The organism is Metapseudomonas boanensis, assembly GCF_042232855.1.
In the GTDB taxonomy this organism is placed as follows: Bacteria; Pseudomonadota; Gammaproteobacteria; order Pseudomonadales; family Pseudomonadaceae; genus Metapseudomonas; species Metapseudomonas boanensis.
On the sequence record NZ_CP113889.1, the window covers coordinates 4398148 to 4422770 of the forward strand.

General features: G+C 62.6%; 23 protein-coding genes. 12 read left to right on the top strand and 11 right to left on the bottom strand.

Annotated features, from left to right (window positions below; all coding sequences use genetic code 11):
• Positions 1-7: 7 nt before the first annotated feature.
• The 4 genes from gcvH to OXH74_RS20605 all read right to left on the bottom strand — a co-directional run bounded on the left by gcvH (position 8) and on the right by OXH74_RS20605 (position 3708).
• Positions 8-385 carry a glycine cleavage system protein GcvH gene (gcvH, locus tag OXH74_RS20590; RefSeq protein ID WP_375738609.1) on the bottom strand — a complete coding sequence of 126 codons (378 nt, stop codon included), beginning with the start codon at positions 383-385 and terminating at the stop codon, positions 8-10.
• 548 nt (positions 386-933) lie between these two features.
• Positions 934-2457: a sigma-54-dependent transcriptional regulator gene (locus OXH74_RS20595; RefSeq protein WP_375738610.1), complete on the bottom strand. Its 1524-nt coding sequence runs from the start codon at positions 2455-2457 to the stop codon at positions 934-936.
• A gap of 293 nt (positions 2458-2750) precedes the next feature.
• Positions 2751-2975, bottom strand: coding sequence for a hypothetical protein (locus OXH74_RS20600; RefSeq protein ID WP_215378787.1), 225 nt, complete (start codon positions 2973-2975; stop codon positions 2751-2753).
• A 409-nt stretch (positions 2976-3384) separates the two neighbouring features.
• A complete protein-coding gene (locus tag OXH74_RS20605; protein WP_375738611.1) occupies positions 3385-3708 on the bottom strand; it encodes a hypothetical protein in 324 nt (107 codons plus the stop codon).
• A 228-nt stretch (positions 3709-3936) separates the two neighbouring features.
• Between OXH74_RS20605 and pqqF the strand changes: the two genes are divergently transcribed.
• The 4 genes from pqqF (at position 3937) to nahK (ending at position 11960) form a co-directional block, all read left to right on the top strand.
• On the top strand, positions 3937-6375 hold the full coding sequence (gene pqqF, locus OXH74_RS20610) for a pyrroloquinoline quinone biosynthesis protein PqqF (RefSeq protein WP_375738612.1): 2439 nt from the start codon (positions 3937-3939) through the stop codon (positions 6373-6375).
• Between the two features lie 285 nt (positions 6376-6660).
• Entirely contained in the window at positions 6661-7839 is a 1179-nt protein-coding gene (locus tag OXH74_RS20615) for a porin (protein WP_375738613.1), read from the top strand.
• A 394-nt stretch (positions 7840-8233) separates the two neighbouring features.
• Positions 8234-9400, top strand: coding sequence for a nitric oxide-sensing protein NosP (gene nosP, locus OXH74_RS20620; RefSeq protein ID WP_375738614.1), 1167 nt, complete (start codon positions 8234-8236; stop codon positions 9398-9400).
• On the top strand, positions 9330-11960 hold the full coding sequence (nahK, locus tag OXH74_RS20625) for a hybrid sensor histidine kinase/response regulator NahK/ErcS' (protein ID WP_375738615.1): 2631 nt from the start codon (positions 9330-9332) through the stop codon (positions 11958-11960). Before nosP ends, nahK begins: the two co-directional genes overlap by 71 nt.
• Before the next feature lie 91 nt (positions 11961-12051).
• Here nahK and OXH74_RS20630 read toward each other — a convergent pair whose 3' ends face one another.
• The 7 genes from OXH74_RS20630 to OXH74_RS20660 form a co-directional block, all read right to left on the bottom strand.
• Positions 12052-12195: a hypothetical protein gene (locus tag OXH74_RS20630; RefSeq protein WP_375738616.1), complete on the bottom strand. Its 144-nt coding sequence runs from the start codon at positions 12193-12195 to the stop codon at positions 12052-12054.
• 242 nt (positions 12196-12437) lie between these two features.
• On the bottom strand, positions 12438-13100 hold the full coding sequence (locus tag OXH74_RS20635; protein ID WP_215378802.1) for a response regulator transcription factor: 663 nt from the start codon (positions 13098-13100) through the stop codon (positions 12438-12440).
• A 53-nt stretch (positions 13101-13153) separates the two neighbouring features.
• Positions 13154-13711 carry a PQQ-dependent catabolism-associated CXXCW motif protein gene (locus OXH74_RS20640; RefSeq protein WP_375738617.1) on the bottom strand — a complete coding sequence of 186 codons (558 nt, stop codon included), beginning with the start codon at positions 13709-13711 and terminating at the stop codon, positions 13154-13156.
• Between the two features lie 110 nt (positions 13712-13821).
• Complete coding sequence (locus tag OXH74_RS20645; RefSeq protein WP_375741657.1) at positions 13822-14613, bottom strand: ABC transporter permease; 792 nt, start codon at positions 14611-14613, stop codon at positions 13822-13824.
• A gap of 97 nt (positions 14614-14710) precedes the next feature.
• Positions 14711-15442, bottom strand: a complete 732-nt coding sequence (locus OXH74_RS20650; protein ID WP_375738618.1) for an ABC transporter ATP-binding protein — start codon at positions 15440-15442, stop codon at positions 14711-14713.
• Positions 15439-16407: a YVTN family beta-propeller repeat protein gene (locus OXH74_RS20655; protein ID WP_375738619.1), complete on the bottom strand. Its 969-nt coding sequence runs from the start codon at positions 16405-16407 to the stop codon at positions 15439-15441. Before OXH74_RS20655 ends, OXH74_RS20650 begins: the two co-directional genes overlap by 4 nt.
• A gap of 4 nt (positions 16408-16411) precedes the next feature.
• The gene (locus tag OXH74_RS20660; RefSeq protein WP_375738620.1) at positions 16412-17626 is read right to left on the bottom strand and encodes an ABC transporter substrate-binding protein; all 1215 of its coding nucleotides are present in this window, start codon (positions 17624-17626) and stop codon (positions 16412-16414) included.
• A 155-nt stretch (positions 17627-17781) separates the two neighbouring features.
• Here OXH74_RS20660 and OXH74_RS20665 point away from each other — a divergent pair, with 155 nt between their 5' ends.
• The 8 genes from OXH74_RS20665 (at position 17782) to OXH74_RS20700 (ending at position 24601) form a co-directional block, all read left to right on the top strand.
• Positions 17782-18219, top strand: a complete 438-nt coding sequence (locus OXH74_RS20665; protein ID WP_375738621.1) for a copper-binding protein — start codon at positions 17782-17784, stop codon at positions 18217-18219.
• A 594-nt stretch (positions 18220-18813) separates the two neighbouring features.
• Complete coding sequence (pedF, locus tag OXH74_RS20670; RefSeq protein WP_375738622.1) at positions 18814-19251, top strand: cytochrome c-550 PedF; 438 nt, start codon at positions 18814-18816, stop codon at positions 19249-19251.
• A 5-nt stretch (positions 19252-19256) separates the two neighbouring features.
• A complete protein-coding gene (locus OXH74_RS20675; protein ID WP_375738623.1) occupies positions 19257-20135 on the top strand; it encodes a substrate-binding periplasmic protein in 879 nt (292 codons plus the stop codon).
• A gap of 14 nt (positions 20136-20149) precedes the next feature.
• Positions 20150-20896, top strand: a complete 747-nt coding sequence (locus OXH74_RS20680) for a quinoprotein dehydrogenase-associated SoxYZ-like carrier (protein ID WP_375738624.1) — start codon at positions 20150-20152, stop codon at positions 20894-20896.
• A 10-nt stretch (positions 20897-20906) separates the two neighbouring features.
• Positions 20907-21845, top strand: coding sequence for a quinoprotein relay system zinc metallohydrolase 1 (locus OXH74_RS20685; RefSeq protein ID WP_375738625.1), 939 nt, complete (start codon positions 20907-20909; stop codon positions 21843-21845).
• Between the two features lie 287 nt (positions 21846-22132).
• On the top strand, positions 22133-23041 hold the full coding sequence (locus tag OXH74_RS20690; protein WP_375738626.1) for a universal stress protein: 909 nt from the start codon (positions 22133-22135) through the stop codon (positions 23039-23041).
• A 190-nt stretch (positions 23042-23231) separates the two neighbouring features.
• On the top strand, positions 23232-23915 hold the full coding sequence (locus tag OXH74_RS20695) for a phosphoribosyltransferase (protein WP_375738627.1): 684 nt from the start codon (positions 23232-23234) through the stop codon (positions 23913-23915).
• A 17-nt stretch (positions 23916-23932) separates the two neighbouring features.
• Positions 23933-24601: a dienelactone hydrolase family protein gene (locus tag OXH74_RS20700; RefSeq protein ID WP_215378828.1), complete on the top strand. Its 669-nt coding sequence runs from the start codon at positions 23933-23935 to the stop codon at positions 24599-24601.
• Positions 24602-24623: the final 22 nt, after the last annotated feature.

Genomic DNA, 24623 nt, shown 5'->3' on the forward strand with positions numbered 1-24623 from the left:
TCGTTCCTCAGCCGTTGGCTTTCAGCAGGTTTTCGTAGGCGGCCTGGTCCATCAGGGCATCAAGCACGCTGTTGTCAGCCAGTTGCATGCGGAAGAACCAGCCATTGCCCAGGGGCTCTTCGTTGACCAGTTCAGGGCTGTCGACCAGTTGATCGTTGGTTTCCACCACTTCGCCGTCGAGCGGCATCACGATATTGCTGGCGGCTTTCACGGACTCGAGCACCGCGACTTCCTCGCCCTTGGCATAGCCCTGGAGCTCGGGGAGTTGAACGAAGACCACATCGCCGAGGGCATCCTGGGCGTACTCGGTAATGCCGACGGTGACGCGACCGTCTTGTTCAAGGCGCAGCCATTCGTGGTCGGCGGTGAAACGCAATTCGCTCATCTTTAGTCCTCAACTCATATGTCGCGCCTGTTTCTTGTGCCAGGCGCTTAGCCCCGTACGCGGTCATGGCCGCGAACTGTTGCCCGCGCTTTAGCAAAGGGAGTGCCAGAAGCATGAAAGCCTTGTGTAACAAGGCGTTGAGGATATTTCTGAAGATTCTGCCTTAAATTTCCTGTACTGAAATCGATACAGGGGGGCGGGGGTTATTCGATCCAGCCTGTGGCAGGCCTTCACTGGCGCGGCTTCCAGCGATGTGTAGCGAAATCATTACGCTGTAGCGATTTCGATACAGGCTTGGGCTAACCAAAATTAATATTCTTATTTAACAGCAAGTTGAATGATATTAATGATGTTCTTGTTGAGGATTGCGAGGCTTCCGGGAGATGTGGGAGCGAATTCATCCGCGAATGGCCGCCTAGCTGCCTCGGAGGCCCAAGGTGAAGCCGCTGGCCTGCTTCGCGAAGAATTCGCTGCTACAGGGCAAGTCAAGTTTATGATGAGAATATCGCTTGTTTTTCAGTTAGATACTGGCTTTATCAAGAATCGACTTAAGCTTTCCCTGGGATTCCATATTTGCGCAACCGATGCGCGATGGCGGTATGGGATGTCTGCAGCCGCGCCGCCAACTGGCGGGTTGAGGGGTAATTGACGAAGAGCTTTTCCAGCAGTGCACGTTCGAAGTTCTCCATGGCCTCTTCCAGGCTGTTGACTTCGCCATCGTTCTGCCGCGCTACCGCAGTCCCAGCGATATCCAGATCACCAATCTCCACCAGATTGCCGTCACAGATGGCGGCTGCGCGAAAGATCACGTTCTGCAGCTGGCGCACATTGCCTGGCCAGCGGTTGGCCAGTAGCGCCGGGTAGGTTCCGGGCGCCAGGCGGCAGGTCGGGCGCTGAATCTGGGTGCAGGCCTGCTGCATGAAGAAGCGGGCGAGCAGCAGGATGTCCTGGCCCCGCTCACGCAGTGGCGGCACTTCGAGGTTAAGGACGTTCAGGCGGTAGAACAGGTCTTCGCGGAAACTGCCCTCGGTGACCATCTTTTCCAGGTTACGGTGGGTCGCGCTGAGGATGCGCACGTCGACCTTGATCTCGCGGTCGCCACCGACGCGACGGAAGCTGCCGTCGCTGAGGAAACGCAGCAACTTTGCTTGAAGATAGGGCGACATTTCGCCAATTTCGTCGAGGAACACCGTGCCCTGGTGGGCCAGCTCAAGCAGGCCGGGCTTGCCGCCCCGCTGAGCGCCGGTGAAGGCGCCAGGGGCGTAGCCGAACAGTTCGCTTTCCGCGAGGTTTTCCGGAAGTGCGGCGCAGTTCAGCGCCAGGAACGGCTGGTTACGACGAGTGCTGGCAGCGTGGCAGGCACGTGCTACCAGTTCCTTGCCAGTTCCGGTTTCGCCGCGGATCAGCAGCGGGGCGTCGAGGGCTGCCACGCGCTGGGCGCGGGCCTTGAGGGTGTTGATTGGCTGGGATTCGCCGAGCAGGGCGTCGAATCCTTCGGTAGTGTGATCGTGATGCAGGGCTGACAGTCGCTCGCCGATCCGATTGGGGAGATAGAGCGTCAGCAAGGCCCCGGCCAGGCGTTCGCCTTCGTTGATCGGAACGGCATCCAGCAGCAGCGCCTGGCCTTTGAGCGTGACCTCGCGCAGTGGCAGGCGGAAACCCTGTTCCAGCAAGGCGCAGTGGAGGCTGTCGTCACCGAACAGGCTGGCCAGGGGCTCGCCCTCGGGCTCGCGGCCGTAAAGGGCGATCAGCGCCGGGTTGGCCAGCAGCACGCGGCCATCGCCGTCCACCGCCAGCACCGGGTCGCTCATGGCGGCCAGCAATGCATCCAGCTGCAGGCGCCGACGCTGGCCGGGGAGGATGTCGACGATGGTCACCGCCTGCACGCCGCGTACCGCGTGCAAGGCATCGCGCAGCTCGTCGAGCACCTCGGGGCTAAGGGTCGGCGCGTCGATGTAGACGTTGGGCGGGACCATCTCAACGGCGTCGAGGTTCAGATTGCGGCCACCCAGCAGTGCCAGGACCTCCTGGGTGATGCCGACACGGTCGATAAAGGTGACGTGAATGCGCATGGAGAAGCTGGGTTGCCAAGACGAGGCGCGGATTATGCCCGGTCTGTCGTCCTTAGGTAACCGCCTGTCGTCCCCGGCGAATGCAGCAGGCGTTGTTTCAGATGCGAGCCACTGTGAACAGTAAGTTGGATGGCACCCTGTCTACCCACCACTGAATCCGCGTGAAGTGGATCAGTGAGCTGTGATCCTCCTCCCTATGCATTGCCCCGTGTGTCGGGTTGGGGGAGAAGGGTCAGAAATTCGTACGCCCATGAAAAAGCCCCGCATTGCGGGGCTTTCTTCTGCGCGGCTAATCAACATGTCAGGGACTTCTGGGCCCGGTCGATCACGTTCTGCAGACGATTGGCATTGCCATAATGCTCGGGGTACAGACGCTCGCTATGACGGGCGACACCATGCTCGTTGACGACGGTGAAGCTGAAGTTGCCGTTGCGGGCGGCGGTGATGTGGCAGGTGAACGGTGCAAATGCGTGGGTCAGGGTGCTGATTGCAGCTTGGGTCTTGTGATGGATGTTCATGGGTGTTGCTTCCTTCGAATTGCGGCTAATGCCGCCAGGCAATAGCTCCGAATCCGCTGAGCAATTGGCTCTGGACGGATGATCCTTATCGGAGCAAGTGAGCCGGTGTGAAGTTCCCGTTCTGGGATCAACGGCCGGCAGCTGGTACTTGGGATGCCAGGTGCTGCGCCGGGCAAGGGTCTGGCCTGGCTGGCAGTCCTGGTCAATCTACCGGGTGCTCATGACAGCTGTGCTTCATCGCCAAGGGGCGCTGGTCGCTGTCGGTGAGATTCCGGGGAGGCTATGTCCCTTTGACTTGGCAGCTCGTTGGAGAGTGCGTAGGGATCGGAAGGCCGGATTGACTTACAACTTGGTACAAACGCTGCGGAGTCTAACAGATTGGCACAGTGATTGCTAATCATGGCTGCCGCTATTGATTGAGGGGCAATTGGCTGATGTCAATCTCGGTTACCAGCGAGGTGCGAGTCGGCAGCGTGCGGGCGAGCAGGGGGCAATAACGCTCCAGGGACTGGATCAGGTCCCATTGCAGCTCAAGGTCCTGGCCGAGTTGGGTGATTCGATCGAGCAGGGGCAAGGACGCTGCCTGGAGGTTGCCGTCAGAGGAAGTCGTGAGATTGGCCGTGACTTGCGCAAGCAGCATGGTGACCGTGGTCATGTTGCGGGTGTTCAGCGCCAGGATATTCGCCAGCAAAGCGATTTCACTTGGTGGGATTTGTGATGAATTGATGTCCATTCGAACTCCTGATTGGCACCCTGGTTATATGGCGATACGCCATGACGGGCCTGATATGTCCTGCTTAACGATGGCGGCACGTCCACTGGGTGCGCCGGCTGATCTCTCACCTCGTTGTACGAAATCGGATACGAGCCATGCCTGTGGTCCGATATAGGTCGAAAGAAGCATTGCTGATAAGAGGGCACTGATCGAAGCTGGTTCCCTCGCTCAGGCGGCGTGACTGTGATGAACATCTCATTCGAACTTGGCCGTGCAGCTCCATCGACTACTGCTGAGATGAGGCAGGGCAATGGCTTACACCTGCGGCTGATATGCCAGCCTGGCGTGGACCTGGCGGCAGCCGTGCTGGAGGTGACAGCGGGAAGCTTTGATGAGCCGGTCGTTTATCCAGGTTTGGCGCATTTCCTTGAGCATCTGCTGTTCCTGGGGAGTGAGGGCTTTGCCGAGGAGCAGGGTTTGCTGTCTTTCGTGCAGGGGCTGGGTGGCCGGGTCAACGCCACAACGGGCGCCGGCATCACGCGCTTCTTCTTCGAAGTGCCGGCGACCCATTTCGAGGACGCCCTCGAACGGCTGCTGGACATGCTCGCGAGACCGTTGCTGGCATCAGACGCTATGTGGCGTGAGCGTGAGGTATTGGACGCCGAGTACCACGCCCGAGCGCAGGACCCGCAGACGCTCTGTGATGCTGCGCTGGCTTGGGCCCTGCCGGCTGCGCACCCTCTGGGCGGATTCCACGCCGGCAACGCTTCCAGTTTGAGGTTGGAGGACGAGTGTTTCGCCGCAGCCCTGCGTGCATTCCACAGCAGCCATTTCCAGACCGGGCGTATGCGTTTGACCCTGGTCGGCCCCGAGCCACTCGAGCGAATGGCGGCCTTGGCTAGCCGACTGGGCGCACGATTGGCTTGCGGGTCGCCTGCCCGGCGTATCGAATCGCCGCCGATGTTGCCGCTTCGTGCGCAGGCCTTGCAGCTCAGTCTTCCTGGGGGGCGGCCCATGCTGCACCTGGGGTTTGTGCTGGACGCTCTGGGCGAAGTGCTTGAGGCTGCGGTCGAGTTCCTTGGCTGGACGTTACAGAGCGAAGCTGAGGGTGGGCTGCTGGCAACCCTGCGCGCAGCCGGCTTGTGCGACGAACTGCGTGTGCGGTTGCCTTACGTTTATGGCGAACAGGCGCTGCTGGTGATGGCGTTCGATCTGGTAGCGGGCGCCGATACGGCTGTGCTGGAGGTGGAGGTGCTCGAATGGCTCGCGGCTTTCCGCAACGCAGCACCATGGGCGGAGCTGCGTGAGGCGTACGTCGAGGCGCAAAGGCTGCGTGCCCAGAACCAGCAGCCGCTTGAGCTGGCCCTGGCAGCCGGTCGCGAATCGCCTGAGGAGCTTGGGGTGCTGCTGGGCCAACTCCGCCGAGACCGGCTGATTCACCTGCACGTTTGTTCAGAGCCTGTCGACGGTCGCGTCGTGTCGGCGGGATTCCCGTTGCATATGAGCGTCCTGCCCAGGGTGGCCGAGCGGCAAGCGCGGGCCAGTTGGTCCATGCCTGAGGCCAATCCATACGGGAAGGTGATGGATACAGACGAATCCAAGGCCGCACTTTCCCTGCGCTGGCGTGTCCTGCAGGGCGGTTTGCCGAGTGGCCTTGGGCATGGTTTACAGCGTGCGTTGCGGCCGATCCTCTGGCAAGCCCGTCAGGCGGGCGTAGAGGGGCGCTTTGTACCTCAGGCCGATAGCCTTGAACTGGCGCTGAATGGACATACCCAATTGCTGATGCAAGTGGCCGGTGACCTGATGGACGTGCTGCACTCGCCTTCGCTTACGGCCCTTACGCAGGGCCCGAGGCTGGAGGCTGAGGCGGCCCGCCAGTTGGCCGGTGAGCTGCCCATACGTCAGCTATTCCAGCAGATGGCCAGATTGTTCGGCGACCAGGCGGATAAGTCTGCGCCCTTGGCCAATCACGATGAGGTGCAGGCGTTCTGGTCCACCAGCTGCTGGCTGGGACTGCACCTTGGGCTAGGCGAGCAGGGCGGGCAGCGCTTGCTCGCTCGGGCGCCGGGCGAGCCGGACATGGCATCCGCCAGGCAGCCGCCTGATGGTCGCGTATGGCGTCGAATGGCACTGCCCGGGACCGATGCGGCAGTCCTGCTGTTCTATCCACTGCCGGGCGGCGGGGCGGAAACCGAGGCTGCATGGCGTCTGCTTGGCCTCGACCAGGAGCCGGCTTTCCATCAACGCATGAGGGGGGAGCTGCAATTGGGCTACGGCCTTGCTTGCGGCTTTCGGCAGGTTGGTCCGCACCGGGGCCTGATGTTCGCGGTGCAGTCACCTCGCGCATCGGCTACCGAGATCGTTCAACACATCCAGGCCTTCCTGGTTGATCGCCACACCCGGCTGAGCAAACTCGACGCGGGCCGGTTCGAGACGCAGCGCCGGACTCTGGCAGCACAGCTATTGCGCCAGGCGGCACGCTTCACCAGCCGTGTCGAGCAGGCCTGGCAAGATCGACTCGCCGGCCTGCCCGACGATCACGCAGCGCAGGTGCGCCAGGCGCTTACCGGTCTCCAGCTCAATCGCGTGCTCGAAGAGCAGGAGCGGCTACTGGACGACGTCAGCTCCTGCCGAGCCCTGGCCAATGCCGATTGCCCGATCGGTGCCTGGCGGGCTGCTGACTGATCGCTCGCTGATACTGCTGCCTGTTCGACCAACCCCGGCCCAGCGCCGGGGTTTTTGTTTTTGCGGCCGTCACCTCCCGAGGTCTCGGGTATGGCCAGCCGGGGTACGACCTTCGCCCTGGTCCGACGGTGTCCCTGGGTCTTACACCTTGCCGGGCGGGTCTCCGAACCCGGCCAAAGCAGTGGCGAAATGATTCCAATGCAGCGTATGTCGAGCCTCGGCCCGTTTCGATAATCGCCTCCGACACGACTGACCTGCCGGTCGTCCACAACAGCGGAGAGCGCAATGCACAACAAGAAGATCGCCCATGCCTGTTTCGCCCGTCTTGCCCTGGCGGCAGCCGTGGCCCTCGCAGCCCAACAGGCTGCCGCCGAAATCGTTCTCTATGACAAGGACCAGACGAGCTTCTCTACTGACGGTTATATCAACGCCTTCTACGTCAACAGCGATGTGGATCGGGAGGGCGAACAGTTTGACCGTCGCCAGTCGCGGGTGAAGATGGGGTTCCTGCCAAACTGGATCGGCTTCAACATGGGCAAGCAGGTGGATGACCTGAAACTCGGCGCCCGCTCATCTTTCTGGGTCACCATCAACGACAGCGAAACCAACGGTACCGCCACTGCCATCGACGTACGCCAGTTCTACGGCACCGTCACCGGCGACTGGGGTGAAGTGCTGGTGGGGAAGGACTTCGGCCTGTTCGCCCGCTCCAATATCCTGCTCGACGAGATGCTCGCCGGCTATGGCCAGGTCAGCGATACCCTCGGGCTGGTTGATGGCGGCGGCGTGTCGTTCGGCAATATTGGCAGTGGTTACCCATACCCGTTCCCCACCTCGCAGATCACCTACCGCTCGCCGGTCAGCGACGGCCTGCGCCTGGCCGCAGGCATCATGGACCCGGTCGACACCAATGACGACAGCCCCACCGGCAAGGCCTACCAGGAGAACCCGCGCTTCGAGTCGGAGCTTACCTACCAGTTCGACCTTGCCGGCGCGCAGATCTACTCCTGGCTCAACGGTGGCTACCAGACCTCCGAAAACACCGATCCCAATGTCGACTCTGTTACGTCGAAGGGCCTTGGCTATGGCGTGCAGGCCAAGATGGGCGACTTCACTGTCGTGGGCTCGGGCTTCCAGGCCAAAGGCATCAACCCCTTCTTCACCAACAACGCCGGCGAGCCGACCCTGCGCGAAGTGGACAGCGATGGTTACCTGCTGCAGAGCTCCTACCGCTTCGGCAAGAACCGTGTCGCGCTGTCCTATGGCAAGACCAAGGATGACGGCAACGGCGTGGTGAACACCGGCGCCGACTATGAGACGCGTGGCATCGCGCTGTTCCACGACATCAACGCCAACCTCAAGCTGGTGGCCGAGTACAACCAGTTCGAGATCGATGGCCACGAAGGCAGCGCGCAGAACGAAGACACCGACACCTTCGCGGTGGGTGCCGTACTGAACTGGTAAGAACTTGCTCCGAATTTGGCGGGAGTGACGAAAGTCCTCCCGTCTTTTTTATTTGAACTTGGGAAACCAGGTCCTTTGATCAAGAGTCATCGGCTCTGCCTGTGACGATTGAAATGTGCCGACTAGCGGGTTTTCTGCAGGAGCGAGCTTGCTCGCGAAAGATCGCGCTCGGGTTGCTCGCGAGCAGGAGCTCGGCGTCCCCCTCGCCCCCACAACTCCAGCGGTGAGCCAGGCGCAGATGTCATGCTCCGCCGGCTCCTTGTGGTAGGCAGATCAATTCGCATCCACACACTACCTTCGGACTAGTCGGTCGCTACCCAAGAAGGATGGGGACCACGTGGGCCACTTCGTAGAATTCCTCCATTGATCTCAGGTTTATTGGGTGAGACTCACCATGCTCCAGGAACCGGCAGAAGGTGTCGTCACCGCCATGTCCCAGGCCTTAGAGGCTGAAACAGTGGCGCAGGACCTTGCACGCCAGCTGATCCACCCTTACCTCGGCTTCGTGCTGTTCTTCTGTTCCGCCGAGTACGACCTCGAGGCCCTGGGCCAGGCGTTGGAGCAATACTTTGGCGGTGTGCGCCTGGTGGGTTGCACCAGCGCCGGCGAAATAACGCCTCAAGGCTACGGTCGCAACTGCGTCAGCGCCGTGGGTTTCGACCACCGCAGCTTCTCCATCGCCAGCGCGCTGGTTGATGAGATGGACCGCTTTGGCCTGATCGATGCCCAGCAGCTGGTGGAGCGCCTGGTGCAGGACTGCCGGGTCAACTCGCTAGCCCCGATCAAGGGCCACAGCTTCGCCCTGACGCTGCTCGATGGCCTTTCCAGCCGCGAAGAAGTGGTGCTGGCGGCATTGGGCGCAGCCTTCGGCAGCATTCCCCATTTCGGTGGCTCGGCGGCTGACGACAATCACCTCAAGCACACCCACGTCTACTACGAAGGGCAGTTCCATGCCGGTGCGGCGGTGGTGGTGCTGTTCAACACCTGCCTGGACTTCGAGGTGTTCAGCACCCACCACATGCTGCCCGGCAGCGAGAAGCTGGTAGTGACCGCCGTCGACAGCACCAGCCGCCGGGTATACGAGCTGAATGCCGAGCCGGCGGCGGCGGTTTATGCGCGCCTCATCGGGGTGTCACTGGAGGGCCTCGACTACCGTGTCTTCGCCGCGCACCCCCTGGCGGTGCGAATAGGCGAACAGCATTACGTGCGTTCAATTCAGCGAGTCAACGCCGATCTCAGCCTCAGCTTCTATTGCGCGGTGGAGAACGGCATCGTCCTCACCGCAATGCGTACCGGCCCCTTGTTGCCCAACCTGGAATCGCTGTTCCAGCGCTTGCAGGAGAAGCTCGGACCGCCGTTGCTGACCATCGGCTGCGACTGCTTCCTGCGGCGCCTGGAAATCGAGGAAGACGCCGAGGCCGTGGCACGCACTTCCGCCGTCCTCCGTCAGCAACGAGTGATCGGGTTCAACTCCTACGGGGAGCAGTTCAATGGCATGCACATCAACCAGACCTTCACCGGAGTCGCCATCGGACGACGTGGCCGCAACGGCGGACACTGATCTGCAGGTGCGCCTGGCCGCCCTCGAAGACGAGAACCGCAAGCTCAAGCGCATCAATGCCGCGCTGATCGAACGGGTCGAGTCCAGCGCGTCACGCCGTGACGACAGTTACGCCGCGTTCCAGCACTCCGTGGTGCTGGCCGAACAGGTGCGCGAGCGCACCGATGCACTGAACCAGGCCATGGCCGAGTTGAAGGCCAGCAACCAGCTGCTCAGCGATGCCCGACTGCGTGCGGAAACCGCACACCAGCACCTGATCGACGGCATCGAGAGCATCTCCGATGCTTTCGTGCTCTTCGATCGCGAACATCGCATCGTTCTGTTCAACAGCCGCTTCAAATCGTTCTGGGCCAAGACCCGCGCACGCATCTGTGCCGGAACGCGACTCTCGGAAATCAGGCGGCTGGCCGAAAGCACCGGCCTGATCGTCGAAGAACACCGCAGCACCCTGGACGACAACATCCTCTACCGCCTGCACGACGGTCGCTGGGTGCAGGTCAGTGAACGGCCCACCCGCGAGGGCGGCCTGGTCATCGTCTACACCGACATCACCGAGGTCAAACAGAGCGAGACCGCCCGCCGTGAACAGGCGCTGGCACAGAAGTCCCGGCTGCTGCAGCGCGCCGTGGACAACCTGTCCCAGGGTGTCGCCATGATCAATGCCGATGGCACTTTGGAGCTTTGGAACCATCGATTCCTCGAACTCTGCGGCCTGGCCCCGGTGGAGGCCCATCGAGCCTTCTCAGGCGTCATGGCCGACAGCGAACTGCCGCTGCTCACGCCCGACACCCGTGACGCCAACGGCAGGTCGATCCGGGAAATGGAGCACCGCCTGTACAACGGTCGGGTCCTGGAGGTCCGCACCCATCCGCTGCCCACCGGTGGTTTCGTCAACACCTTCACCGACATCACCGAGCGCTACCGCCATGCCGAGGCGCTGAGTGAGAGCGAGCGCTGGATTCGTCTGATTACCGACCATGTACCTGCGTTGATCGCCTACCTCAGCGCCGAACTGGTCTACGAGTTCACCAACAAGGTCTACGAAGAGTGGTACCGCTGGCCACGCGGGGCGATGCTCGGTCAGCGCCTGCGCGATGTGCACAGCGAAGAACATTGGCGGCGCCTCGAGCCTTATGTCGAACGGGCGCTGGCGGGGGAAAGCCTGTCGTTCGAGGTGGCCGAGACCAACCTGAACGGCCAGGAACGCTTCATGTTGCGTTCCTACGTGCCGAACCGCCTGGCCAATGGCGAGGTCGTCGGCATCTTTGTGCTGATCCGTGACATCACTGAACGCCGCCGCACCGCCGAGGCTCTGCACCAGGCTTATCAGAACCTTGAGCAGCGCGTGCGCGAGCGCACCACCGAGTTGACCGCACTCAACACCCAGCTGCGGCGCGAGATCGATGAGCGCAGCCAGGTGGAGCTGCGCCTGCGCGAGGCCAAGTCCGAGGCCGAGCGTGCCAACCTGTCGAAAACCAAGTTCCTCGCCGCCGTCAGCCACGACCTGTTGCAACCCCTGAATGCCGCCCGGTTGTTCACCAGCGCGTTGCTTGAACAGCGCAGCCAGACGTGCAACCTGGCTCTGGTCCGGAATGTCAGCAATTCGTTGGAGGATGTGGAGAGCCTGCTGGGGACGCTGGTAGACATTTCCAAGCTGGATGCGGGCGTGATCAAACCGGATATCGCGCCTTTCGTGGTCAGCGAGCTGCTGGAGACTCTTGCTGCCGAGTACAGCCAGGTTGCGATCAGCGAAGGGCTGATACTCCATTTTGTCGGCAGTTCGGCAGTTGTGCGCAGCGATCTTCAGCTGTTGGCGCGCATCCTTCGCAACCTGCTGAGCAACGCCATCCGCTACACGCCGAACGGGCGCATTCTGCTGGGTTGCCGCCGCCGGCGGCACAGCCTGGCCATCGAAGTCTGGGATACCGGTGTCGGCATCGCCCACGACAAGCTCGGTGAGATCTTCCAGGAGTTCAAACGCGGTGACGCACCGCGCGAGAAGCCGGACCGTGGCCTCGGGCTTGGGCTTGCCATTGTCGAGAAGATCGCGCGGATGCTGGGGCATCGCATCCAGGTTACCTCGCGATTGGGCATAGGCTCGCGGTTTGCGGTGGAAGTCCCGCTGGCCCGTTGCGCACCCCGGCAGAAGATGGCGCTCGACGAGCCCCAGGCGGTGCTCGAACGCCTTCAAGGGGCGCGGGTCTGGGTGCTGGATAATGACGCGGCGATCTGCGCCGGCATGCGCACCCTGCTGGAAGGCTGGGGTTGCCGTGTCACGACCGCACTGTCGGAGGAAGATTTGGCGCGGCAAGTCGACAGCTTCCACGCTGAGGCCGACTTGCTCATCGCCGATTACCACCTGGACAACGGCTGCAATGGCGTCGATGCCGTCGCCACCATCAACGCCCGCCGTAGCGCGCCCTTGCCAGCGCTGATGATCACGGCCAACTACAGCAACGAACTCAAGCAACAGATGCGCGAGCTGGGCCATACCCTGATGCACAAACCGGTGCGTCCGATGAAGCTGAAAACGGCGATGAGTCATTTGCTGGGACGGTAGCGACGAACTCCCCTTGGAGCATTTATCCCGTGGGAGCGGATTGATTCGCGAGAAAGGTCAGGGTCAGTGTTTCGCACCGTTCGACACCAACCTATACGGTACCCGGCCTAGCACGCAGGACCAGGGCGATACCGCCCAGTACCGCGATCGACACCAGCGACAGGCGTAGGCTGATGGTTTCACCCAGCAACAGGCTACCGCCGAGTGAGGCCAGCACAGGCACGCTGAGTTGCACGCTGGCCGCTTGCAGGGCGCCGAGGCTGGAGAGGGCGCTGTACCTGATGGCTTAGCCGATTCCGGAGGTGAGGGCACGGGAGAGCAGCGGGTAGATCACCCTGGGCAGGTCCCTGCGCAGTCCGTGAGGAAGGGCACCAGCAGCAGTGCGGCAAACGGCAAAGTGCGTCGGTTGGGCAGGGCGCAGCGAAGCCCAACTGCCGTTCGCACGGCGAGGGGGCGGGATCGTTGGGCTCGGCTGGGTCAGCGGCGCAGGTAGGCGGTGAAGTCGATGTCGTTGGCCGAGAGGATGGCCTGTACGCGGTTATGCACGTTGAGCTTGCGCAGGATCGCCGACACGTGGGCCTTCACCGTCGTTTCGGCGATGTCCAGGTTGTAGGCGATCTGTTTGTTCGACTCGCCCTTGGTCATGCGCTCCAGCACCAGTAGTTGCTTGCGGGTCAGGGCCTGCAGCAGCTCCGGGGGAATGCTGGACTCTTCATGGTGGCGGCGTGGCGAGGTTTTCTGGGTGCGGATAATGTCAGAGGGCAGGTAGACGTTACCGTTGAGGATCTGCTCGATGGCATCGGTCATCTGCGCCCGTGGCGACGACTTGGTGATGAAACCCACCGCACCGTAAGTGATGGCTTGCAACACCACCTGTTTGTCCTGCTCGGCGGAGACGATCACCACCGGCACAGTCGGTGCTTCGTTGCGCAGGTTGATCAGGCCATTGAGGCCATGCATGCCGGGCATGTTGAGGTCGAGGAGGATCAGGTCCAGGTCGTCGTGTTCCTGGGTCAGGGCCAGGGCGCTGTCCAGGTCGGCGGTCTCCATCACTTCGCTGTCGGGAAAGCCGTCGCTGATAACGTTATGGATGGCTTCACGGAAGAGCGGGTGATCATCGGCAATCAGAATCTTGTACACGGCCTTTCACCTCATTGTTTTGATTATGGTGCGGTTGGCGTGGCCACGCAGGGTCAGGGTAGCGGTTCGGGATGGGCGGGCTGCAGGGGCAGGCCCGCCTGTTCCCAGGCATCGATGCCGTCACGGTACCAATAGAGTTGGGTATAGCCCAGTGCGCTAGCGCGCTTCACGGCATTCCAGCTCAACCAGCAGTCGGAGCGGCAGTAAAAGACCAGCGGCCGCTCCTTGTGACCCTGGCTGGCGCGTTGCAGGTGGCTGGCGAAGTAATCCTGCCATTGCGGGGCGAGTTGGCCGTCGCCGGTGTTGGCTAGCCACAGGCTGCCGGGCAGGTTGGCATGGGGTTCGTCAGCGATGAACTGGCCATTGAGCCATTGGCGGCGGTAGACATCGATCAACAAGGCGTCGGGGGATTGTTGCAGGAGCGCCTGCAGGGCAGGGGTATCGATGGTGCGAGCGGGCTCGGCACGCTCCGGCGTGGGGCTGCGGTAGCGGGTAATCCGGTAGCCGTCGTCGGAAAACAAGGCCGATTCGGAGGTGTTCTCGGCAAGGGCGGGCAGGGCCGGCAGCAGGCCCAGCGCAAGGGAGCACAGGCAGGCGAAAAAGCGCTTCATGGTGATGTCTCTATTCTTCTTGTGCCGTCATTACATGCCAGTAGTGCTGGTTTGGGAATGCTACGTTAAGCGGGGAGAACCAGTACCAAAGTAGTAATTTTGCGTGCAACTCAGCCCGCCCGCCTCAGCGCAGCATGCTGCGGGTTGAAACTCCACAATGCCGCCAGGCTGAACAACAGCGTCAGCCCGACACATACGGCAAACGCCAGGCCATTGAATCGTCCGTACAGGGCATAGCGCACCAACTCGACGGCATGGCTGAACGGGTTCAGGGCACACAGCCAGTACAGCCATTCGCTCGCCTCGCGCATTTTCCAAAGCGGATACAGCGCCGAAGACAGGAAGAACAGCGGAAAGATCACGAAATTCATCACTCCGGCAAAGTTCTCCAGCTGGCGGATGCCATTGGACAGCAGCAGGCCCAGTGCACTGAGCAACAGCGCCACCAGCAGCAGCACCGGCAGCGCGGCCAGCAACCCCATGGCAGGTGGCTGCACGCCGTACAGCCAGGCGATGCCGAGGAAGGCATACACCTGCAGTAGCGACACCAGCGCCGTCGCCAGCAGCTTGGCCGCTAGCAGGAAGGCGCGCGGCAAGGGGCTGGTGAGCAGCAGGCGCATGCTGCCCATCTCCCGGTCGTAGACCATCGACAGCGAACCCTGCATGCCGTTGAACAGCAGGATCATGCAGGCCAGGCCTGGGACGATGTAGGTCTCGTAAGTGATGTAGGTGTTGTAGGGCTCGATGATGGCGATGCCCAGCGCCGCACGAAAACCGGCAGCGAACACCAGCAACCAGAGCAACGGGCGTACCAGGGCGCTGAGGAAGCGGCTGCGCTGCAGGACGAAACGCAGCCACTCGCGTAGCAGGATGCCGCGCAGGCAATGCCAGTAGGGGATCAGCATGGTGCGAACTCCGTGATTGCGGTGCGTGTGGCGCGCCCTGGGTGAGGGCATTCGTCGCAGGGTGCTGCGCTGCGCGCACCTTGCACTGGTGAGTTCATGCGCAGGCCTTCGCCGTGGTGAGGCGGTCGAAGGCTTGCGCCAATCCGCCTGCTTCCTGGCCTCCGACGGCGCCGGCACGGTCGTCGGTGATGATCCGGCCCTGGTGCAACAGCAGCAGGTGGTCGTCCGCCTGCACCTCGTCCAGCAGGTGGGTGGTCCAGAGCACGGCCATGTTCTGATCGCGACACAGCTGCCGCACGTGCCGGTTGAGGCCATTGCGGCTGGCCGGGTCGAGCCCACTGCTGGCCTCATCGAGCAACAGCAGGCTGGGTTCGTGGAGCAGGGCTCGGGCGATTTCCACGCGCCGGCGGTGGCCGCCATTGAGTAGGCGCACCTTTTCGCGCCGGCGCTGGCCAAGCTGTTGGCGCTCCAGTTCACGCTCGATGCGCAGTGCCGCAACCTTGCCCGACAAGCCGTGCAGGGCGGCGTGGTAGCGAAGGTTCTGCTCCACGCTCAAGTCCAGATCCAGGGTACTTTGCTGGAACACTACCCCAAGCCGGGCAAGAGCGACGCGTGGCTGGTGCTTCAGCGAGTGGCCGCAGACGGCAATTTCGCCCAGTTGCAGGTCGTAGAACCGGGTGAGCAGAGCGATCAGGGTCGACTTGCCGGCGCCATTGGGCCCGAGCAGGGCGGCAAACTCGCCAGCCGCCAGGCTGAAGCCAACACCTTTCAGGGCTTCACGCTGGCCATAGCGGAAGCCGACTGCTGACACTTCCAGGGCATTCATGGCGTCACCACCACGCCCCAGGGATAACGGCCGACCTTGATGGATTTCTCCACCTTGAGGCTGGCGACGTCGATCACCGACACATCGCCGCTGATGCCATTGGTCGCCAGCAGACGTTTCTCGCCCGGAGTAAAGGCCATGTGCCAGACGCGCCGCCCCACCAGCAGGTAGTCGAGCACCTCATAGGTCTTGGCGTCTACTACAGCCACGTGATTGGCCGGCCCGAGGGCGACGAAGGCGTACTGGCCGTCGGAGGTGAGCTTCACCCCGACCGGCTGGACCTTGTCCGGGTGCACGCCCTTGATCTGGAACTTGAGGACTTTCTTGATCTGCCGGCTGGCCACATCCACCACGCTGACCGTGCCGCCGATCTCCGCCGACGCCCAGAGCAGGCTGCCATCCGGGCTGAACTCCACATGGCGGGGGCGCTGGTCCACCAGGGTGTTGTCCACTAGCTGGTGAGTGCTGGTGTCGATCCAGTGCAGCATATTGGTGGTTTCGCTGGTATTCACCGCCCATTTTCCATCCGGGCTCACGGCCATGCCTTCTGGTTCGACGCCCACGTCGATCTGCGCCAGTACCTGGTCGCTCTGAGTGTCGACGACCGTCACTAGCGCGTCATCCTCATTGGAGATATACAGCCAGCGATCATTGGGATGCAGGGAGAATTGCTCGGGGTCGGCTCCGGAGGGCAGCTCCTTGATGACCTTGCGACTGGCCAGGTCCATCACTTGCACGGTGTCCGAATCGCTGGCGCAGATGTACAGCAGCGTGTTGTCGCGGGAGAGGGCTAGGCCACGGGGGCGCATGCCGACCTCGAGGCTGGCGGTGACCTCCAGGCTGTCGAGGTCGATCACGCTGATGCTGTCGTCCTTTTCGTTGGATACATAGGCCGTGGCGGCCAGGGCCTGCCCACCCAGGAGCAGGAGCGTGCCGCTCAGGAAGGCAGCGATTGGCATAGGCATGGGGTCATCCTTCTTGTGGTGTGGAGTCACCGACGGCGAACTGGCGGCATTGGGTTTCGGGACGGTCGTAGCCAAGGCTGTCCAGTTCGCTGACCGGGTGCAGGAAGCCATCCTGGGGGGAGGTGCTGACCAGGGCGCGTGGATGTACCAGGAGAATGGGCTGGCGTAGCTGGCCATCCCAGTCGCGATAGCTCAGCTTGCGGCCTTTGAATCCGTCCAGCGGCAGGTCAGCGGAAAGCGCCAGTTTGCGGATCGCCACGGCGTCGTCGGTCTTCAGGCGTGTGATGGCGCTGGCAATGCTGCGCACGGCGATCCAGGCGGCGAAGTCACGGTCGTTCATCCAGCGTCCGGCAAGCGCCTCGAAACGCTTCTGCAACTGCGCGGCGCCGTAGGTTTCCACCGTCTTGTGCCACCCGGTTGCCGTGAGGCCCTGGGTACCGGCCACGGGGCGCGGGTACCAGGTGTTGTAGGGCAGGTATTCGCCGAAATCGCCGCGCTCGTCCGCCACCAGCACCACGTCGTATTCGGCGGTCTGGGTGAACAGCGGCATCTCCGCCTGGGCACTGCGGCGCTGGTCGTTGTCGAAGCTCCAGGGTTTTTCCGCCACCAGCTGCGCACCGAAGCGGCCCGCTGCACGGCGCAAAGAGGCGGCATAGGCCTGATCGTCAGGCTGTTGGCCGACTACCAGGAACCAGCGCTGCCATTTGCGCACTGCGAGGAACTGCGCCAGGGCATCGGTGAGCATGGCGCGACTCGGCAAGCTGTGCAGCAGATTCCCCCGGCACTGGGCGCCGCGCAGTTCGTCGGCTGGGCTGCCGGCGTTGATCAGAAGACTGTCCGGCAGTGCATCTGCCAGTTGCAGCACCGAATCGGTTGGAGCGTTGACCACGAACAGGCGCAGGCCGGTCTGATGCAACTGCTTGGCTTCCGCCAGGAGCTGCTCGGGACTGCTGGCCTGGACTGGGCTCAGCTGGTAGCCGTGCTTGAGGAATCGTCCGGTGCTGTTGCTGTCGGTGATTGCCAGTTGTGCGCCGCGCAGGCCGGCATCCTCTGGCTCGGGGATGACGTTGGAGAGCAGCGGGCCACGCGCAGGTTGGTAGCCCAGGTAGCCGATGCGCACAGTCAGCTGGCCTGCTTCGGCATGGGCCTCTGTGGCCAGGGCGGCGCCGCCGGCGATGGCGAGCAGGTAGACCAGGCCATGGAACAGATACTGACGCATTGCGGCGACTCCTCTACTGGTGTCGCCAGCATAAGAAGAGTGCAGGGGGCGGAAAATATGCAGAAAGTACCGGTCTGGCGGTACCAAGGTCGTAGAAAACCGAGGCTCGATCGGCCCTAGCATGGCAGCACAAAAACCAGAAAGAGGTTGCTCTCATGCGTACCGTCAAGCATCTATTTTTGCCCCTGCTGCTGATCCTGAGCCTGCTGGGCTTCGACAGAGTACTGGCCGCTGGGGATCTGACCCGGCGCACCATCAGCCTGCCCGACCTGGTGCTGGGCTCGGAGGAGAGCGACTACAGCCTGTCGCAGCAGGAGTACCAACTGGAAACCGGCAAGGCCTACCAGCTCAAGGTCATCGCCAGCGGCAGGAAGGAATACGCCTTCCAGGCTCCCGAGTTCGCCACGTCGATCTACCTGCGCAAGGTCGAGGCGGGCGGTGTCGAGATCAAGGCGGTGACCCTCACCGAGCTGGAGTTCGAAGATGCCAGCGAGGCAGAAATCTTCTTTGTGCCGATCAAGCCCGGTCGCTATCGCTTCTATGCCAAGGGCCTGGAGGCCAAGGGCATGCAGGGCAGCTTCGTGGTCAAGTAAGCCGCGCCATGGCTACGCTGGGGCATATGGCAAGGACAGCGGGTGGTGGCCGAGTTGCTCGGCGGCAGTACAAGATCACTCAGCAAGCTCGAGATCTTCGTGATCCTGCTGCGTGGCTTGCCGGCAGGGAAAATCGCCCGACAAGTCCCTCCGCTCCTACAAGGCCCGCCACTTGTAACGCTCAACGCAGAAAGAGCCAATGAATTCGCGGCCTATCGCTTAGGGTCACCCCCAGTCCGTTCGATCGGCCTTGCAGCCCTAGCCCTCCATGTTGGCTTCCTGCAAGTTGGCGTGGGCCTGCCTGGCAGGTTGGTACCGAGTCTTGTCGAAACCCGATAATGGCGGCAAATCCACCCCTTCCGTCCCTGTCCATGGTTCGTTGCGATCAGCGTTGCGTCCTCCTGTTCCCCGGCGGGCATGGCGTGGACGTGCTGCGAAAGCGCCTTCACTGACCTACCGCCGCTCTACTACCAAGGGAGTAGGGGCTGGCCACCAAAGCAGCATTCTGCCGTTGGCCCATGGGTTCTTACCATTTCCTCACTGCGCTCCAACCGGGGCGCCGCCTTGCACAGCAGCTCGATGAGGAAACACGCCATGAACAAGAACAGCGCACTGCGCGGCCTGGTAATCGCTGCCGGCCTTACCCTGAGCGGATTGGCCTTGGCCCACGGCGACGTGGTACCGCAAGCGGTCAACACCGAGGGCCTGGAGCCCCTGGGCAAGGAGTGGCGCGACGAGAACCCCTATCGCCAGCCTTATGAGAAGAACGGTTTGGCGGTGGAGATTGGCGCTTCGGCTTACAACCAGAACTGCGCCCGTTGTCATGGCCTGGAAGCCAAATCGGGCGGTATCGCCCCCGACCTGCGCTACCTGGAGGCCGATGTCAGCGGTGACGAATGGTTCAAGGAGCGGGTGATCAACGGCGCGGTGCGCGATGGCGCGGTGTATATGCCGAAAATGGCCGATTACCTCAGCCAGGAAGCGCTCTGGGCCATTCGTAGCTACCTGGAAAGCGTCGCTGTAACCGAGTAACTGCCATGCGCCTGCTCGCCTTGCTGGTCTGTCTGCTGTGCCTGCCTGTTGCGCAGGCACAGGTGCGCCCCTATGACGACATCCTCGAATCGGGGGTGCTCAAGGTGGCGGTGTACGAGAACTTTGCGCCGTACAGCTTCCAGGAGGCGGGCCAGGCGCGCGGGGTGGATCTGGACCTGGCCAAGGCCTTGGCCGAAGGGCTGGACCTCAAGCTTGAAGTGCTTTGGGTAACGCCGGGCGAGAAGCTCGACGACGACCTGCGCAACTTCATCTGGAAGGGGCACTACCTGCGGCCAAATGTGCTGGCGGACGTAATGCTGCGGGTGCCCTACGACCGTGACTATGCCTTCAAGCGCAACGATGTGGGCGAGCTGGCCAACGAACTGGTGGTGATGTTCGCCCCTTATCAGCGCGAGCGTTGGCAGGTGGCCTATGACAGCCGTCGCCTACCGGAGGTGCCGAGCATCGGGGTATTCCAGTTCCATCCCATCGGCGTGGAACTGGAGAGCGTACCGTCCTTCTACCTGACCTCGGTCTTCGGTGGGCGCCTGAGCCGCAACACCCATCACTATCCGGGGCCGCAAGCGGCATTCGAAGGCATGCGCAAGGGCGAAGTGGATGCCGTGATGGCGTTGCGTGGCGAGCTGGACTACATGCAGCACCAGGCTCGTGACCCGCAGATCAAAAACGCGGACAACACTTACCCCAATCTCGGCCAGCCCGACTGGGATATCGGCATGGCGGTGCACGAAAGCAACCGTCAGCTCGCCAATGCCCTGGAGGCGGAAGTCGACACCCTGGTGCGCGACGGCCGCATGCAGAAGCTCTACGCCGCCTACGGGCTGCGCTACGAACTACCGGGACTTTATCAGGACGTTGAATGACACGGAGGTGCGGCATGCGCAGGCGTTCGTTGCTGGCGTTGGCCCTGCTGGGAGGCACCGCGTCCTTGTGGGCAGCACAGGACCCGGTGGAGTCGGTGATGTGGAGCTTCTTCCACAAGCGACTGCTGGAGGGGCAACCTTTCGTCTACGACGACAAGGTGGTGCTGGAAGCGCCGCCCTTCGCCGAAGACGCCCGACAGGTGCCGATCCAGGTGGACGCCCGTGCGTACAGCGGGCAGGTGGTGAAGATCATGGCCTGGGCCGAGCTGAACCCCATCCCGCAGATATTCACCTTCGTGCCGGGAGAACGGGTGGCGCCGATGCTGGCTATCCGCATTCGCATCGAACAGGCGACGCCGATTCGTGCAGCGGTGTTGACCCGTGACGGTCTCTGGCACATCGGCTCGACCCGCATCGACGCTGCTGGCGGTGGCTGCACCGCGCCCAGCGTGGTGCGGGCCAAGGCTGGCTGGGAAGACCAGCTTGGGCAGGTCCACGGCGCGCGCTTTGACCATGGCGACGCCAGTCGCCTGCGCCTGCGGGTTGACCACCCGATGGACAACGGCCTGACCGGCGGCATCCCCGAATTCTTCATCAACCAGGCCGAGTTGCGGGATGCGCAAGGCGATCCCCTGGCGACCCTTGAACTGTTCCCGGCGGTGAGCGAGAACCCCACCATCAGCCTGGAAGTGCAGGGCGAGATCGAAGCTCGCCTGTGGCTACGGGACAACAACGGCAACGAATTCGAAGCCGCGTTCTGAAGGAGACTCCATGCGCCTGTTCGCCATGCTCATCGCCTGCCTGGCACTGGCCGCCCAGGCCAGCCAGGAATATCGGCTGCAACCGCGTGAAATCGCCTCCGATACCTGGCTGCTGGACGGCAGCACCGACAACTTCGACAAAACCAACGGCGGCAATATCGTCAACACCGGTTTCATCGTCACCGACGCGGGCGTGGTGGTGGTCGACAGCGGACCATCCAGGGCTTACGGCGAATCCATGCGCAAGGCCATTGCGCGGGTCACCGACAAACCGGTGGTGTGGGTCCTGCTGACTCACCATCACCCGGACCACGTGCTCGGCAACCAGGCGTTCGTTGATGTCCCCATCGCCGCGCTGGCTGGGACCCGCGACTTGCTGGCTGAGCAGGGCGACGCCATGGCGGAAAACATGTACCGCCTGGTGGGCGACTGGATGCGCGGCACGGAGGTACTCCTGCCGACTGAGCGGGTGCAACCCGGAATCCGTGAGCTGGGTGGCCACCGCTTTCGCATGCTGGGCCTGCGTGGCCATACCGGCGCCGACCTGGCCATCCTCGACGAGACGACCGGCGTGCTCTTCGCCGGCGATCTCGTGTTCTATCAGCGCGCCCTCACCACACCCAACAGCCCCGGCCTGGGCGCCTGGCTAGCCGATCTTGACCAGCTGGAACGATTGCCCTGGAAGCAGGTGGTGCCCGGCCATGGCCCAGTCAGCACGGACCGCGCGCCCTTCGCCCAGATGCGTGACTACCTCGGCTGGCTCGACGGCCTGCTCCGCGATGCGGCGGAGCAGGGCGAGGAGATGAACGAAGTGATCCGCGCGCCAATCCCCGAGCGCTTCGCCGCTGTCAGCTTGAGCCGGTACGAGCTGATTCGCACAGTCAGCCATCTCTACCCGCGCTATGAAGCACAGCGGTTGCATCGAGTGGACAGTGCCGCGGCCGAGTAGGGTCGCGGGATCATGGGACGGGTCGGGCTGCACAGGTCCGACACTGCATCCGTTATGGCTGACTGGGCCGTGGTGCGGCCCTTTACGAATGAAAATTCATCCCAGCCTCACTCCACTTCGCCCCAACGGTTGCGTTGAACTTGATGCATATCAACTCAACCAGGCACGGCCAGGCGCAGCCTGAGTCAATACAGGGCAGTTACAGCATTCAGACCCGGTCTCTTGCACGCGGAGCCAGGGAATAAACAGGCGTCGGGAAATAACCACCAAATCCTTTGGAGGTTTCCATGAGCCAATATCGCCGACTGTTGCTGATCCTCGAGTCCGTCGCACGTCCATCCTCCGCTCTGAGCCGGGCTGCCGCCCTGGCTGAAGCCAGCGGTGCAGCCATTCACATCGTCACCTGTGGCGGCCCCTACTCGACCGTGTGGTTGATGGACAAGGCGGTGCAGGAGCACATGCATGTCGACTTCATGAAAGGGCAGGAGGCGCATCTGAAGGAAGTCGCGGAGCCCTTGCGCGCCAAGGGTCTCCAGGTGACCACTGAAGTACTCTGGACTGAGGACGCGGTGGGGGAACTCATTCGCCATGTGAAGGAGTTGCCAGCGGACCTGGTGATCAAGGACACCCATCACGAGCCTGCGCTCAAGCGGGCGTTCATGACCCCGCTGGACTGGCAGCTGCTGCGTGAGTGCCCGGTACCCGTGAACCTGGTGACCTTTGCCGAGCAGCCGTTGCCGCGCAAAGTGGTTGCAGCCGTGGACTTGTCCCAGCCGGAAAGCCAGATTGGGGGTGTCAATGAGCGCATCCTCGCGGCCGCCAACGATCTGGCGCTGCAAAGCAATGCCGAGTTGCACTTGCTGCATGCCTACGAGAATTCGCCCGCCTACCTGACCTATGCCGCCGGCCCGGTGGGTTGGTCCAAGGAGTTGCAGGACGAGCTGACTGGCTTGTTGCGCGCCAATTTCAACCAGTTCGCCGAAAAACATGGCGTCCCGGAGAAGCGTCGGCACGTGGTATTGGGTTCGCCGATCCGGGTCATCTCCGACTTCGCCGGCCGCGAGCATATGGACGTGGTCGTGATGGGGACGTTGAACCGCAAGGGCTTGGAAAAAGTGCTGGGTAGTACCACCGAGCAGGCGCTGTACCAAGTGCCCAGCAGCATCCTTGCTGTCAGGCCGCCGACTGAAGGTTGAAGCAGGGTAGGGGCAGTGCGTGACCCAATGATGTTGTGCGGGCAACCTCGTTCCTTGCCCATGCACCGCCAGGTGCACAGGGCGCAAGCTGGACGGGTGGATTTTCAGCTTCGCGAACGTATTAGACCCTACAAACATGTGCCGTCTTGCTACACCTAATGAATAGATGAGGGGATTCGAGGGCTGCCTGATGACGCGCTCCGATTCGATCCAGATCCCGATACGTGACCGGGTGGCCGCTGGCCAGGCCCTGGCGCCCATGCTGTACGCGTACCGGCGCCGAGCTGACGCCATCGTGCTGGCCTTGCCGCGCGGCGGTGTCCCCGTGGCCTTCGAGATTGCCACAGCCCTGGAACTGCGCCTGGACTTGATGCTGGTGCGCAAGCTGGGAGTTCCATACCACGAGGAACTGGCCATGGGCGCCATCGCCAGTGGTGGCGTGCGCGTACTCAACCGCGACGTGGTGAAGATGCATGGCATCGATGAGGCTACGCTGGATGAAGTGGCGCAGCGGGAGATGCTCGAGTTGCAACGTCGCGAGCGGGTCTATCGTGGCAATCGCCCCCAACCTGACCTGCAGGGTCAGCAGGTGATTCTGGTGGACGATGGTTTGGCCACCGGCGCGACCATGCGCGCAGCCGTGCGCGCGGTGCGCCGTCTGGGCGCCGCGCGGATCGTCGTTGCGGTACCGGTGGCGCCGGATGACACCGTGGCAGAGTTGCGTGAGGAGGTGGATGAAGTGGTCTGCCCCTTCATGCCTGAATGGTTCATGGCGATCGGCCGCTGGTATGTGGACTTTTCACAGACCACGGACCAGGAGGTGATCGACCTGCTACAACGTGCCTGGCGCCGTGAACAGCACGGACCTGGCTGAGTTCCCGGAGGTGACTGATGCTTCAACCTCAACATCAATGTATCGAACTAACGGATGTGCAGCTGGTGGGGGACCTGCTGTTGCCTCCGGGCGCCAAGGACCTGGTGGTGTTCGTGCATGGCAGCGGTAGCAGCCGTTTGAGTCCACGCAATCAGCATGTCGCCCGGTACCTGAGCGATCGTGGCCTCGCCACTTTGTTGTTCGATCTGCTCACCGAGCGAGAGCAGCGTATCGACCAGGTTACCTGCGAGTTGCGGTTCGACATTCCGATGTTGACGCGTCGGCTGGTAGGCGTGCTTGACTGGATTGCGGCCAAACCCGAACTGCGCCATCTGCCCGTCGGGCTGTTCGGTGCGAGCACTGGCGCGGCGGCGGCGATACTGGCAGCGGTGGAGCGACCACGGTCTGTCCACGCCATCGTCAGCCGAGGCGGCCGGACCGACCTGGCGGGTGAGGCACTGGAGAAGGTTCAGGCTCCGACCCTGCAGATCGTCGGTGCCCGCGACCTGCCTGTTCTCGGCCTGAATCGCAAGGTCAGCCGTGCATTGGGCTGCGAACAGCGCTTGGAAGTGATCCCTGGTGCTACGCACCTGTTCGAGGAGCCAGGCACCCTGCAGGAGGCTGCGCGACTGGCGGGTGACTGGTTCGAGAGCCATCTGCGCGAGCCGATCCAACTGGGCGCCTAGGCCCTGTTCATGCGAGACACCT